Annotated in this window: 9 protein-coding genes; 2 read left to right on the top strand and 7 right to left on the bottom strand. The window is 34.5% G+C overall.

The window, feature by feature from the left end; translation table 11 throughout:
- Window positions 1-10: 10 nt before the first annotated feature.
- The 4 genes from der to era all read right to left on the bottom strand — a co-directional run bounded on the left by der (window position 11) and on the right by era (window position 9314).
- The gene (der, locus tag D1818_RS18035) at window positions 11-1318 is read right to left on the bottom strand and encodes a ribosome biogenesis GTPase Der (protein WP_118460407.1); all 1308 of its coding nucleotides are present in this window, start codon (window positions 1316-1318) and stop codon (window positions 11-13) included.
- A 247-nt stretch (window positions 1319-1565) separates the two neighbouring features.
- Entirely contained in the window at window positions 1566-3089 is a 1524-nt protein-coding gene (locus tag D1818_RS18030) for a choice-of-anchor I family protein (RefSeq protein WP_118460405.1), read from the bottom strand.
- A 154-nt stretch (window positions 3090-3243) separates the two neighbouring features.
- The gene (locus D1818_RS18025; RefSeq protein ID WP_118460403.1) at window positions 3244-8037 is read right to left on the bottom strand and encodes a collagen-binding domain-containing protein; all 4794 of its coding nucleotides are present in this window, start codon (window positions 8035-8037) and stop codon (window positions 3244-3246) included.
- A gap of 395 nt (window positions 8038-8432) precedes the next feature.
- Complete coding sequence (gene era / locus D1818_RS18020; RefSeq protein WP_118460401.1) at window positions 8433-9314, bottom strand: GTPase Era; 882 nt, start codon at window positions 9312-9314, stop codon at window positions 8433-8435.
- Window positions 9315-9552: 238 nt separating this feature from the next.
- On the opposite strand from era, the gene D1818_RS18015 reads away from it, so the two are divergent.
- Complete coding sequence (locus D1818_RS18015) at window positions 9553-11565, top strand: OmpA family protein (RefSeq protein WP_233558477.1); 2013 nt, start codon at window positions 9553-9555, stop codon at window positions 11563-11565.
- Window positions 11566-11683: 118 nt separating this feature from the next.
- Here D1818_RS18015 and D1818_RS18010 read toward each other — a convergent pair whose 3' ends face one another.
- From D1818_RS18010 to D1818_RS18000, 3 genes are all read right to left on the bottom strand, one after another.
- A complete protein-coding gene (locus tag D1818_RS18010; protein ID WP_118460399.1) occupies window positions 11684-12220 on the bottom strand; it encodes a hypothetical protein in 537 nt (178 codons plus the stop codon).
- Window positions 12221-12332: 112 nt separating this feature from the next.
- On the bottom strand, window positions 12333-13685 hold the full coding sequence (locus D1818_RS18005) for a sodium:alanine symporter family protein (protein ID WP_118460396.1): 1353 nt from the start codon (window positions 13683-13685) through the stop codon (window positions 12333-12335).
- A gap of 144 nt (window positions 13686-13829) precedes the next feature.
- Window positions 13830-14303 carry an RNA methyltransferase gene (locus D1818_RS18000; protein WP_118460394.1) on the bottom strand — a complete coding sequence of 158 codons (474 nt, stop codon included), beginning with the start codon at window positions 14301-14303 and terminating at the stop codon, window positions 13830-13832.
- A gap of 196 nt (window positions 14304-14499) precedes the next feature.
- On the opposite strand from D1818_RS18000, the gene D1818_RS17995 reads away from it, so the two are divergent.
- Window positions 14500-15066, top strand: coding sequence for a hypothetical protein (locus D1818_RS17995; RefSeq protein ID WP_118460392.1), 567 nt, complete (start codon window positions 14500-14502; stop codon window positions 15064-15066).
- Window positions 15067-15138: the final 72 nt, after the last annotated feature.

Here is a 15138-nt window from a genome sequence, read left to right as displayed (position 1 = left end):
ATAAAGATTTCTATTTCTTCCTAAAATACACTGCTACTGGCACTCCATGAAAATCAAATTCTTTACGTAATTGATTTTCTAAATATCTTTTATAAGGCTCTCTTACATATTGCGGTAAATTACAGAAAAATGCAAATTGCGGCTGAGGTGTAGGCAATTGCATACAGTATTTAATTTTCACATACTTACCTTTATATGCTGGTGGAGGATTTCTCTCTATAATAGGTAACATAGTGTCGTTCATCACACTAGTTTTGATCTTTTTAGAGCGGTTTTTAAACACTTCTACAGCTGTTTCTATCGCTTTAAAAATACGTTGTTTCGTTAATACCGAAATAAATACAATTGGAACATCTGTAAACGGTTCAATTTGTTTACGAATATGTTTTTCAAAATCCTTTAAGGTATTACTTTCCTTATTTTCGATTAAATCCCATTTATTTACAAGAATCACAATCCCTTTGCGGTTACGTTCCGCTAACCAAAATATATTTTGGACCTGAGCATCAAAACCTCTACTTGCATCTACTACTACTAAACATACATCACTATGTTCTATTGCCCGCACAGATCTCATTACCGAGTAAAATTCCAGGTCTTCTTTAACCTTCGCTTTACGTCTTATTCCCGCCGTATCAACCAAATTAAACTCAAAGCCAAAACGGTTATATTTAGTATCAATAGAATCTCGAGTCGTTCCCGCTATATCTGTAACAATATATCGATCCTCTCCTATCAGCGCATTAATAAATGAAGATTTTCCTGCATTGGGTCTTCCTACCACTGCAAAACGAGGTAGTTCAGTTTCCTCTACTTCTTCTACTTCTGGTAATGCTTCTACCAAAGCATCCAAAAGTTCTCCTGTACCACTTCCGTTAATACTTGCTATAGTATAATATTCTCCAAGCCCCAGGCTATAAAACTCTACGGCATTTTCCGCTCTTTTACCATTATCAACTTTATTGATAGCTAAAAAAACTGGCTTATTCACTTTACGTAGTAAGTTAGCAACTTCTTCGTCCATACCAGTAACACCAGATTCTACATCTACCATAAAAATGATAGCATCCGCTTCATCAATTGCAAGCTCTACCTGTTTATCTATCTCTGCTTCAAAAATATCATCACTTCCTACTACATAACCACCTGTATCTATAAGTGAGAATTCCTTACCATTCCAATCACTCTTTCCATAGTGACGATCACGAGTAACTCCACTTACCGCATCTACGATTGCTTCTCTTCTCTGAATCAATCTATTAAAGAATGTAGATTTTCCTACATTAGGTCTCCCTACAATTGCCACTATATTACTCATTATCCTAAATTCTAAAATTTGTGCAAAATTAGTCTTTTTATTCTACCTAAACTATTGAAGTTTGAATATGAGGCAAATAAAATAAAAGGGAGGGTATTAAAAAACGAAAAAGTTCAAAGGTCAGCGCATCAACCTGTTGAACTTTTTCATAATTGATAGTCAGTCAGTGAAATAATTACTTACTTCAAAGATAAAAACAAATACAGATATATCGGTTACTGTAAAACATCAAACTTTTTATGGACGATTATTTGATCTCATAAATCGCTATAGTATTAGAAACCTCATGTGTTATAATCACTAAATCATTTCCCGTTGGACTATCTGCAGCTTTTATTGCTATTAATCCTTCTGGCCCGACATCTGTAGTATCTACCATCCAATCTAGAAATATTGGGTTCGCAGGTTTCGAGATATCGAATACCATTGTACCTCCTGTTCTTTCTAAACCAACAAAAAGCAATGTTTTATCGCCTATTTTTAAAGTTTCTACCGCTTCCGGTTCTGCTCCTTTATCATCAGATCGACCATCTACCTCTCCTTCGTCGTTATTAAACAATAACGGTTCTAACTCAAAAGTTTTTTTACCGATAAAATCTCCGCTATCATATATTATACTTCCTGATGTACTCCAAATTGTAAAGGATCTACCTCCGTATACATATATCTCGTCGTAATCTCCATCTCCATCAGTATCTCCTTTTGCAGTTGTAGTTTTTAATCTTCCTAAGTTCTCATCCAATTGCAAAGTTGTAGCATCAGGAAATGCGATTGGATCTAAAACCAAATCCTTTACCCTTTCTTCTTCAGAGAACCCATCATAATCTCTAGCATCTCCTTCATTTGCAGATATGATATAATCCACACCACTAATAGACACAAAATCTATTGCATCCGGTTGATACATTCCAAATACCGGCCAATTCTTAAAGTTTCCAGAGAAATCATCTCTATTACTAGCATCTAATTGGTTCTGAGGTAGTTCGTGGTCTTTTAATCCAAGCCCAATGATATTCGTAACTACTTTAGTATCTAGATCTACCACCGCTAATCCGTTATTTTCTTGTAATGAAATATATGCAGTTTTAGAATCATCTGAAATAGCAATATATTCTGGCTCTACATCTTGTGCCAAAGTAGCTCCTTTTCCAAAAACTCTAAAATCATTACCTATAGTTTGACCATTAAAAGCAGTAAACCCAGCATTCGTTGTTTGTCCAGAAGCCACCTCTATAATAGTAACAGATCCCTCTGGATCATTTGCATACAAATCATCTGGTTCACCTTCATTAGCTACTACGATAAATTTACCATCTGGGCTAAAAGTTACCATATCTGGTAGCGCTCCGGCATCATATATATTTAATAAAGATTGATTATCAGAACTGTAAGTTGCTATAGTTCCGTTAGCCTGTTTATTGGCTGCGTTTTCTAAGGCAACTGCCACTACTCCATTAGAAACAGCTACACTATTTGGCACTCCATTCACTGTTATATCTGTACCTGGTATTGGAGTTGCCGGATTAGATAAATCCCAAACTGAAATTTCGGTATCATTAGGATTCACAATAAACAACTTATTAGTAATAGGGTCGAATGCCGAAATCTCGGCAAATCCTTCTTCACCCATACCATTACTAAAGGTTCCTATTTTTTCAAAACTTAATTCAGCTGTGTCAATAGGATTTATAACAATATCATCATCAGAATTACAAGAAATAAACATGCTTATTACAGCAAAAACTACAACAATTTTATTAGAGATTTTCATTATTAATTTGATTTGAATTAGCTATCAAAAATCAATAATGAGTATATCCTTAATGTTACGAAAAGAATAAATTATAAATAATTTATTCTTTCATAAAAAAACTGCCTGAAAGAAATTTCCAGGCAGTTTTAAAAATATCATTTCTGAATGTTTATTATTTTATAATAATCTTTTTGTATTCAGTACCTTCTTCTTTATTTATTTTTACCAAATACATTCCAGAAGGTATCGATCCAATCATATCAAAAGTCAGTGATGTTTTACCTTTTTGAATGACATTTTTAGCTGTCGGAATCATTTCAGAACCAGACATACTATAAAAGGATACGTAAACATTCTGATCCTTTTTAGACATTACGTCTACAGTAAGTGTTTCTCCTGATTTTAACACAGTAGGATATACACTCGATGCTACTATACTTTCATCGCAATTTTCTACAAAAACAGTTACCTTATCAGTATCATTACAACCTCCTACCGTCAATATTAACGTGTATTCTGTTGTAATTGCCGGAGAAACAACAATAGCTCTTGTAGTCTCACCCGTAGACCATAAATAACTATCCCCTGGAGAGGATCTCAGCGTTACTTCTTCTCCAAATCCTTCGCATAAAAACTTATCTCTACCTGCACTAACTTCTACTATGGTTACACCTACTGTTACCTCATCCATTGCTTCACAGTTTCCACTTGTTACAATCACTGAATATGTAGTAGTGCTTTCTGGCGAAACCATAATACTAGCAGTAGTTTCTCCTGTGGACCATAAAATATCTCCTTCACCTTGAACGGTAAGTACTACCTCTTCTCCTAAACAGATTTCCTGATCGTCTCCTGCATCTGCAGTAAGCGTACAGCCTTCTACAAAAACAATAACATCGTCTATCGCAAAACATCCGTTTGCAGATACTGTAACACTATAGGTTGTTGTTTCTTCTGGAGAAACATCAATAGTTGCTGTAGTTTCTCCTGTTGACCATAAGTACGTATCACCACCTGTTGCAGTAAGGGTAACTGTTTCTCCTGCAGCTATAGTTTTATCTTCTCCTGCATCAGCAGTTACAGAGTTCACTATAACTATTACTGTATCAGCAGCTTCGCAATTACCGTTAGTAACTGTCACACTATATGTTGTTGTTTCTTGTGGGGAAACTTCGATACTAGCAGTCGTTGCTCCAGTTGACCACACTATATCGCCATCTCCAACTACTGAAAGTGTTGCTGTATCTCCAGTACAAATCTCCTGATCATCTCCAGCATCTGCAATTGCGGGACCTACCACAACAATTACCTCGTCAGTAGCTTCACAAATACCGTTAGTAACTGTCACGCTATACGTTGTGGTTTCTTGCGGAGAAACTTCGATACTAGCTGTCGTTGCTCCTGTTGACCATACTATATCTCCACTTCCAACTACTGAAAGTGTCGCCGTGTCTCCAGTACAAATCTCCTGATCATCTCCAGCATCTGCAGTTGCGGAATCTACAGTTACAGTTACTTCATCTTCGCCAACGCAATCAGTACAGCCAGTCACAGTTACAGTATATGTTGTATCTTCTTCTGGTGATACAGTAATACTTTGAGTAGTTTCTCCGGTGGACCATAAATAACCTGCTTCTCCTGCTCCGGTTGTAATACAATCACCAAAATTGATGTTGATATCTCCATATGCAAAATAACCATCAACTACATTCAGCCAGCCAGAAGCGCCATTTTTACCTTCTTCAGTTTCGAAAACATTAGCACCATTCCCTACCTGGAATGCTTCTCCTCTTCTTGTAATCGTAATCACCTCTGAACCATCAGTTTTAGTAATCGTACCGTTCATTTCAGGATAATACGTCCAACCGGTTGCATTTTCATTGTTACATTCGTGCTCTTTAGGACTATTCGTAGGCGCAATAGTTGTTCTGCCAGAATATGTCACATCCAATTCATATGTTTCCTGAGTTACTGTATAATCTAAAACCGTACCTGTTAAAGTTGCTGTTCCATCCTCATTTTCTTTCCATACTAAATCGACGTTAGAGTACCATCTTTTATCACTTCTATCTGCATTTGTCATCCAAATAACAAAGTCGTGATTTCCTGCGCAATAATCCGTACCAGTAATAGCGTATTCTGTACAATCCGTGCAGTTTTCTATACCACTAGCCTGTGCTATAAGAGTTACTTCCTCGCCTAAACAGATTTCCTGATCTTCTCCGGCATCAACTATTACAGGATCATTTACAACAACGGTTATAGAATCAGAAGCCTCACAACTTCCGTTGGTTGCCGTAACAGTATATGTAGTAGTCTCGGCTGGAGTAACAGTAATCGTTTCTGTAGTTTCTCCGGTAGACCATAAGAAAGTACCTTCTCCTGTAGCTGATAAGGTAATTGTTTCTCCTAAACAAACATTTTGATCATCACCAGCATCAACTGCAGCAGACTTAACCAATACCATTACTTCATCTGTACCTGAACATCCATTACAATTTGTTACAGTTACAGAATACAAAGTATCTTCATCAGGTGAGACAGTAATACTTTCCGTAGTTTCTCCAGTAGACCATAGGAAAGAAGTGTTATTTGTTTCTGAAGTTATGCAATCTCCTAAATTAAAATTAAAATCTCCAACAGAATATTCGCTATCATCAGTATCAAACCATCCACAAGCTCCAAACTTACCTTGTTCTTTTTCTGTCACATTAGCTCCATTACCCATTTGGAATGCAGGACCTCTTCTTGTTAAACTTGTAGACCAAGATCCATCTGCACTAGAAATTGTACCTGTAAATTCTGTATAATATTCCCATCCAGATTCGTCCTCGTTATTACATTCATGTTCTTTAGGACTATTTGCAGGTGTAGTATTTGTTCTTCCACTAAAAACTACATCTACTTCGTAGTTTGATTGTGTATTTGTATAATCAAACACCGTACCTTTTAGCGTAGCAGTTCCATCTCCAAGTTCATCCCATTCTAAATCAACATTAGAAAAGAATCTTCCTCCTTTTAACCACAATACATAATTCTCATCTCCATTACAAAAATCAGTATTTTCAATACCATACTCAACACAACTCTCACAACTTTCATTATCACTAGTTGTAGCAGTTAAAGTCACATCATCACCTAAACATATTTCCTGATCCTCACCAGCATTTACCTCAGGCGCATCATTTATAATCACTTCGACAGCGTCTGAAGCTTCGCAATTTTCACAATCCTTTATTGTTACAGTGTATGTGCCTCCTTGATTTACAGTAATTGATGAAGTAGTTTCTCCTGTTGACCATAAATAACTAACTCCTTTAGTTGAGGTAGTAACACAATCTCCAAGATTAAAGTTAAAATCTCCTCGATTATATTGACCATCGGTAGTATCGAACCATCCACATGCTCCATATCTTCCCAATTCTGTTTCGGTTACATTAGCCCCATTTCCTAACTGAAAAGCAGGTCCTCTTCTTGATAAATCAATCGACCAGGATCCATCTGTACTTGTTACTGTCCCTGTTAACCCTGTATAATAAATCCATGCTGATTCATCTTCATTATTGCATTCATGACCTTTAGGACTATTTGCAGGTGTAGTACTTGTTCTTCCAGAATATATAGCATTTACTTCATATGTCGTTTGGGTTAATGTATGATCAAAAATCGTCCCGGTTAATGTAGCTGTACCATCTGCTAATTCATTCCACTCTAAATCTACATTGGAAAACCATCTTGGATTATCTCCATCTGTTAACCACATTACGTAGTCCTGATCTCTTTTGCAATTATTGGTATTTTCTACACCATATTCTCCAGTGCAATCAACACATTCTGACTCTCCAGATATTGTAGCTGTAAGTGTTACTTCTCCTTCTCCACAAAACTCTGCATCTTCTCCTGCATCAACTGTTAGTTCACAACTTATTTCATCATCAGTACAAGAATTAAATATATGCTGATGCAATTCTCCTTGGATATGATCGTAATTAGCCGCTATTACTTGTCCATTAATATTTCCAGAAGAATCCTTAATAATATCCGACTTAGGAGCGAATACACTTCCTATAATTGTTGAGCCACCTTTTAATGTTAGACTGGAATTATTATAAAAGTTCCAAATAATAAATGCTCCTTGCTGATCTCCTATTCCCGTAAGGTTTAAGATATTCCATTCGAAATCACCAGATGCGTCAACATTAATAATTAATGGCGTATCCTGATTAGGTTTGTTTTCAAAAGTTAAATAAGGAAGGTTTTGCAACTCGGTTCCCGTAATATTTAAAACATTAATAACATTCTGAGCAAGTAAGATTTTATTATCATTACTTACCACTACATTAGGCTGCTTATTACTATAAGAAATTGACTTTGCTTCAAATAATACGAAAGCCGCTTCGAAATCAATTAAATTAGCTTGAGTAACTGAATTTTGAGTTTGTTTTCTCTGCACCTGTACTCTAGGCTTTGATTCATAATTTCCTGAAGTAATTCTGGTATTTACTGAAGCGTTATTATAATCAACATCAAAAACTGATGAGCCATTCAAATCACCTACTTTCACATACCCTTGATTAAGATGTATTCCTTCTCCAGAATTGTAAATTACTTTTCCGTTTACAACTAATGAAGATGCTTGGTCATCTCCATTGAAAAAGTTAGAACCTGCCGTTTGAGCAGCTAATGTAATAATCCCATCAATAGTTAGATCTCCTCCTAGTGCAATAGGGCCTTCGGTATCTCCCCCGTGGACTGTGGTATTATATCTAACAAATGCATTATATCCTAATGCATCCGATAACGGGTTATTACATACTGATGATACTGTACTCTTATCATCAATTTCTTTAAATCCAGATGTCATAATAAAAATGACGATCATAGTTAAGCCAAATAAAGACGAAACAATTGGAGTTGCTCCGATTTTACTGCTCAACAAGTTAAGCTTGTTAGTAGTTTTTGACATTGTGTAGTTGTTTTTCGTTTGAATTTCAAAAAATTCAGTCTGGTTAATTTATTTTGGGTTTTACTTGAATAAATACAGAGGATGCCAAAACACGCAGCAGTCCTTGACCGTACGAATAAGGTAATCTCTAGTAAAATATTTGATTTTTAAAGTTAAGCCGTTACTTAAAAAACGTGTGAAGATAGCGTAATTGTTTATATCATATTTTAGGGCGTTTTAAATATGTTAATAGTGCTAAATTAGAGGATTCACTTCAAAAAAGCATTAAAAAAAGATGCAAAAACGTTCAAATGCAGTATTTTATCTTCAAAATACAGTTTTACCACAAACAATAAAATTGAAACACTTACAAAAATCTTACAAGTCTTTCAATTTTAAATATCTTAATCCTAAAATTATCGATTGTAGCCAAATCGTTTTAATTGACGTTCGTTATTACGCCAGTTTTTATTAACCTTTACATACAACTCAATATGAATTTGTTTTCCAAAAAACTTCTCTAATTCTCTTCGAGCCTCTACTCCAACTCTTTTAAGCGCAGCACCCTTATGGCCTATAACAATTCCCTTCTGAGAATCACGCTCTACCATAATTACCGATCTTATTCTTATAATTTTCTCATCCTCAAAAAACTCTTCGGTTTCAACTTCTACAGAATATGGAATTTCTTTTTTGTAATGCATTAAGATTTTTTCGCGAATAGCTTCGTTTACGAAAAAACGTTCTGGCTTATCTGTTAGCTGATCTTTCGGGTAAAAAGGCGGTGAATCAGGCAATAATTCAATGATTCTTCCAAATACTTCTTTAACGTTGAAGTTCTCTAAAGCTGAAATCGGATACAATTCCGCATTAGGTACTTTCTCCGCCCAAAATTGCACTTGCTCCTCTAATTGTTCCTGATTAGATTGATCAATCTTATTTAACAATAAAAATACTGGAATCTTTGCATTCGTGATCTTATTAAAAAATGCTTCGTCTTTCAGTTCTTTTTCTCCTATTTCTACCATATAGATGAGAACATCTGCATCTTCGAAAGCAGATTTCACAAATCCCATCATGGATTCTTGTAGCTCATATGCTGGTTTAATAATCCCCGGAGTGTCCGATAAAATCACCTGAAAATCTTCACCATTTACAATACCAAGAATTCGATGCCTTGTAGTTTGCGCCTTAGAAGTAATAATGGATAATCTTTCTCCAACAAAAGCATTCATTAAAGTGGACTTTCCGACATTAGGATTTCCTATAATATTTACAAAACCAGCTTTATGACTCATACATAATATTTTGATGCAAAGTTAATTGATTATTCTACAAGTTTATCCAATCTTACAAAGGATTATTTATCCAAATATCTATTATTCTATAGATAAGATGATCTCATAATGATACCCAGAGAAAGTAAAAAACAATATAGAGAATTAACCTTTTGTTAATTTTTCGTAAATTTAATTCCAGTACGTTTTCAAAACCCCACGAAAACAAATAATTTATTTTAAAAATACTGGGATAATTTTGGGAAACTATTCATTCTTTTTTTCACCTTATTGGAAAACATATTGCAATATACATCTATGTGTATCTGCAATAGTATTACTATTGTTCTCATATCCCTGTTTTGGACAAGATAGAAACAAGCAACTTGCTAAAGCTGATCAAAGTTTTGAAGCATTGGCATATATTAATGCGCGTGATATTTACCTGAATGTCGCTAACCAAGGGTATTCCTCTTATGACCTATATAGGAAACTAGCTGACTCCTATTATTTCACGGGAGAACTAGAAGAATCTATACAGTGGTATGAAAAATTAATTTCGAACTTTTCTGAAGAAATAAAACCCGAGTACTTATTTAGATATGCACAAAGTTTAAAAAGTGCAGAGCGATATAATGATGCTGATGCTATTATGGAAAGATTTAACGCTGTTACCGGAAACGATAAACGAGCAAAATCGTTTATTAATAAACGAGATTATCTGGATTTTATAGAAATGCAATCAGGGAAATATGATTTATACAAATTAACAATAAACTCTGAATATTCTGATTACGCACCAAGTTTTGATCATAAAGGTCAAATTGTATTTGCTTCTTCTCGAAGCAAGAATTCTAAAGTTCATGAATGGAATCAAATGCCTTTTTTAGATCTTTTCTCTTCTACTATCAAAGAAGATCATATATCTACAGAGGAGCCAAAAAAACTAAAGGGTAAAATAAACACTAAGTTTCATGAATCTTCTACTAGTTTTACTAAAGATGGAAATACAGTATATTTCACCAGAAATAACTTTACCAATAACAAACTCGGAAAGAATAGAAAAGGTGTGGTTTTATTAAAACTATATAAAGCTACGCTAACCAACCAAAGGTGGTCCAATATTACAGAATTATCTTTTAATAGCGATAATTATTCTATTTCTCATCCTGCCTTAAGTCCAGATGGCAAGCAATTATATTTTGCCAGTGATATGAGGGGAACGAGAGGCAAGTCTGATTTATTTGTTGTTGACATTCTACCCGGAGGAAAATACGGAAAACCAAAAAACTTAGGTGATGATATTAATACAGAAGGCCGAGAGACTTTTCCTTACATAAGCGATAGTGGTCGATTGTATTTTGCCAGTGATGGACACGTTGGACTAGGCGGATTAGATGTTTTTGTAGCCATTTCCAAAGAAGATGGTAGCTACGAAGTATTCAATGTAGGCAAACCAATAAACAGCCCTAAAGATGATTTCTCTTTTGTACTAAATGAAGAAAACAATACAGGATATTTTGCCAGTAATAGAAAGGGAGGAAAAGGCAATGATGACATCTATAGTTTTAGACAAACGTCAGCATTAATTACCAGTTGCAAAGAATATATTAAGGGTATCATCACAGATAGTGAAACTAAAGAACCTTTATCTAATGTAGAAATATCTTTAATAGATACTGATGGAAATATCGTGAGCGAAATAAAATCTGATTATAACGGTTCTTATAGCTTTGAAGTTGATTGTGACAAAACATATATCATAAGAGCGTCTATTGAAGGATTTAATCCTAACGATATCATTTTTAGATCAAAAGCTACTTATGAAACAACTAATAAGGTTCCTATTGATTTTAAGAGAGAAAAATTATTATCTACCACTTCAGAGCCTGTTAATATTGGAGATGATATTGTAGCTCCATTACAGCTAAGGACTATCTTTTTTGATCTAGATACTGATGAGATCAGACCCGATGCAGAAGCTGATTTACAAAAGGTAATAGCTGTTATGAAACAAAATCCTAATCTAAAAATTGAGGTTCGTTCTCATACAGATAGTAGATCCAGTTATTGGTACAATAAAAGACTTAGTGTAAAACGCATGCGTGCCACTGTTCGCTATATTATTCGTAATGGAGGAATTAATTGGAGGCGAATTAGAGGAAAAGCCTACGGAGAGCGACGGCTTATTAATAAATGTGCTAATGGTGTTCCTTGTACAGAAGAAGAACATCAAGAAAATAGAAGAAGTGAATTTATTGTTAGAAAATAATTAACATTCTAAACTTAACATTTAATCAAAAAAGATCAGGCTAATAATTTGAATATTAACGTATTCGATTAAAAAAGCGTGAAAAAAAATTATTCTTTTTCACGCTTGAAATTTCTTTTTAAAGACCTAAGATATTGGCATCCACTCTAAAAACGCAGTCTACCTTTATATTATGATCTTCATTTATAGTTTCATCTATAGTTGTAGATGCACGAAGTGTGAAAGAATCTTGCTTCAGAAAATCTTTCAGTTCCACACCTGTAGTTTCCAACTCAATAACTTTAAGGTCTTGGTTTTCTAAATTTTCTGCAAAAGCTATTTCTGTTTCTTCTAAGCCTTCTGCATCGATAAATAAACGTACTTCTTGTAAAAAATTAAAATCTCCATCCGTCGGATTCTCAACAATTAACCTTAGTCTTTTTAGTTGAATACTTTCTATTAAAGAGCTACTCGTATTATTGTTTTCAAACTCGGACTCAGAATTTGTCGGAACCGGTGGAGTTTCTATACTAATAGGTATATCAATTAAAGTAGTGGAAGCAACTGTGAAATCCGATTCATAGTCCAATTCGAAGACAGTTAAACGATTTAACTCTTCACAAGAAGTGGAAACGGTTAATAAGAACAACACAAAGATGTAGAAAAACTTATTCATAATTTTATATTTTGAGGTTATTTCAAATATATACGAAAAAATGTGATTTTCGGTTTTCTTCAAAGGAATTTTAAGTAGTCTACGATTAATTAATTAGACTAGAAACAAGATTTTACTTTCTTTTAGAATTAATTTCAAGAAAGTAAATCTTTGCTTTTTTATTAACTTCAGGAGCTAATAACAAACCAGAAATAACGGTAGGAATTGCCATTAATGCAAATGCGCTGTCAATTAAGTTAATAGCAAAATCTATCTTGACTACTGCTGCGACTACTATAGATACTATATAAATATAATTGTAGTACTTTCCATATTTTGGCTTGGTTAAAAATCCTAAACAGGTTACTCCATAATAAGAGTAAGAAAACAAAGTAGAAAAAGCAAAGACTAGCACCATAATTATTACAACACCATCCCCTATTCCATATGGTAAAACCGAATTAAATGCTTGTAATGTCAAAGAAATCCCATTCCCATCAGAATGTTGCCACACTCCCGTTGATAAAATTGCCAATGCAGTTAATGTACAGACCAGCAACGTATCAATCGCTGGACCAATCATAGCTACTAAACCCTCCCGAATGGGTTCGTTCGTTTTGGCAGTTCCATGCATCATCGGAGCAGTACCAATTCCAGCTTCGTTAGAAAAAGCCGCTCGTTTTACACCGGTTTTAATTAAATAACCTAAAGCACCTCCTGCTGCGGCTTCGCCAGAGAAAGCATCAGAAAAAATTAAGACAAACATCTCAGGTACTTTATTAATTTGTAATATCAGAATAGCAAACACTGTGATGAAGTATAAAATCACCATAATAGGTACTAGTTTACTTGCAACCAAACCGATCCTTTTAATTCCCCCAAGAATTACAAAAGATGCAATAACAGCTAGAACAAGACCTATATAGAATTTATCGCTATCGCTCCAATCTAATACATCCACTAATGTTTGTGTAAGTTGATTTGCTGTAAAAGCAGGTAATGTTCCTATCAATCCTGCTAATGCAAAGAAAACAGCTAATGGTTTCCAACGTTTTCCTAATCCTTCTGTTATTACATACATCGGACCACTAAGTGTGGTTCCTTCTTCACTTTCGGATCTATACATAACCGCTAGTGTACACGTATAAAACTTAGTCGCCATACCAATCAATGCACTGATCCACATCCAGAAAATAGCTCCCGGACCACCCATAACCAATGCAATTGCTACTCCACTAATATTTCCCATCCCTACGGTTGCGGCAATTGCCGATGATAATGCCTGAAAATGACTTAATTGTCCTGGAGCATTTTCATTATCATATTTTCCTCTAAGAATATTAATAGCATGTCTGAAGTATAAAAAAGGTGTAAAACCAGAATATATCAAAAAAAATAGTCCTCCACCAATCAAAAGGGTTAGTAAAGGCCAATCCCATATCCAGGAACTAAATGCTGCAATTGCTGTTTCTAAGGTTTTAATCATATAACCACATTGGATTGTATAAATGTAGTTAAAAAAGAACTCAATAATTCGAAAAATGCTTCTGTTTGCGTGAAGGATAGAAGTAAGCTACCATGTAGCACGGGATAGCCAGATCCGTCTGAAACGGAACACGCCCCAAAAAGACTACTCTACAGCTCTAATAAATCTTGGTTTATTTATGCCTCTATCATACATCACGATACTACCGGCTACAGCCACATTAACACTTAACACTGATGTAAATTTAATTAAGAAATGTGATTTTTCTATAGCAGTCTTGGACAACCCATGATCTTCTGCCCCTAGCAAATATACGCATCGCTTTGGGTGATTAAAGCTTTCTAATGCAACCGCTTTTTCTGTTAATTCTACACCTACCAGCATTGCTCCTTTAGGAAGATGATTATAAAAATCCTGAAAAGTATCATAATGAAAGTAAGGCATTGATTTTACAGCATTATGCGTATCACAGGCTTGTTTAGCATAGCGATTGCCTATCGTAAATATATAGCTTGCTCCCATATTCTGTGCAGTTCTCCACAGAACTCCTAAATTCTCTGGTGTCTTCCCATTTTGAATCCCAATACCAAAAAACTCATTTTCGAAATTATCAATCATACTACAAAAGTAAAAAGTGTACAATCTAATAACAATAAAAAATCACGCAGGATAGACAATTCTTTTCTAATTATGTTAAAACCGTAATGAGTTATACGAATTCTAAATTGATGGCAACGAATTCTAAAACCTAAACATCGCAACTAGATTAAGTACATAAATTCGTACAAAATAATCAACCTCAAAATATACTGTTATGAAAAAGATCATTGTTTTTTTCATCCTAATTTTAGGATTTCAGTTTATGAAAGCACAAAGTTTTCAGAAAACAGAAGAGTACGCAGCAGTTACTGAAATTAAAGAGAATGGATCAGAACAACCAACTTGCATTGTTAATCTGGTTCGTTTGGGGGGAATTTCAGAAAACTTAACTACTCTCTCTATCAATGATATTGAGCTTTTTGAGGACATCTTTATCACCACCTTAGAGAACCCTGGTCTGGAAGGGGTCTCTGAGGTGATTAAGATGGAAGTGGAATATTTATCTTGTTGTGCCCAAGTAGAATCTTACTATTTTATGGTTACTAATGAAGATAAGCTTGTTGCACTCCCGCAATTAACTAATGTTTATTGCGAAAACTCAGACACCAATTCTCAATATACATTTCCTAACCAGGAATATGGTATAAAGGGTAATATATTAGAGACAGAAACTTTATATAACGAGAAGTTAGAAACGAAATACGTAAATTTAAAATTAAGCTTAACCTGGAATGACAATAAAGTTAATACTCCAAAAAATACTGCAATTACCAGCTACTAATATCGTAAGTAGAGAGAAATATAACATTTATTACTCTATTATTTTATTGTACTGTATTGTTTTATTTTTTTT

The sequence above is a fragment of the Aquimarina sp. BL5 genome (assembly GCF_003443675.1).
Classification (GTDB): Bacteria; Bacteroidota; Bacteroidia; order Flavobacteriales; family Flavobacteriaceae; genus Aquimarina.
The sequence above is the reverse complement of the archived record's forward strand: the minus strand, read 5'-3'. Positions and strand labels throughout refer to the sequence as shown.

Excerpts from the sequence above, each read along its gene's own strand:
- der (WP_118460407.1), bottom strand. The coding sequence starts at position 1,318 with ATGAGTAATATAGTGGCAATTGTAGGGAGACCTAATGTAGGAAAATCT.
- D1818_RS18030 (WP_118460405.1), bottom strand. The coding sequence starts at position 3,089 with ATGAAAATCTCTAATAAAATTGTTGTAGTTTTTGCTGTAATAAGCATG.
- D1818_RS18000 (WP_118460394.1), bottom strand. The coding sequence starts at position 14,303 with ATGATTGATAATTTCGAAAATGAGTTTTTTGGTATTGGGATTCAAAAT.
- D1818_RS18025 (WP_118460403.1), bottom strand. The coding sequence starts at position 8,037 with ATGTCAAAAACTACTAACAAGCTTAACTTGTTGAGCAGTAAAATCGGA.
- D1818_RS17995 (WP_118460392.1), top strand. The coding sequence starts at position 14,500 with ATGAAAAAGATCATTGTTTTTTTCATCCTAATTTTAGGATTTCAGTTT.
- era (WP_118460401.1), bottom strand. The coding sequence starts at position 9,314 with ATGAGTCATAAAGCTGGTTTTGTAAATATTATAGGAAATCCTAATGTC.
- D1818_RS18005 (WP_118460396.1), bottom strand. The coding sequence starts at position 13,685 with ATGATTAAAACCTTAGAAACAGCAATTGCAGCATTTAGTTCCTGGATA.
- D1818_RS18010 (WP_118460399.1), bottom strand. The coding sequence starts at position 12,220 with ATGAATAAGTTTTTCTACATCTTTGTGTTGTTCTTATTAACCGTTTCC.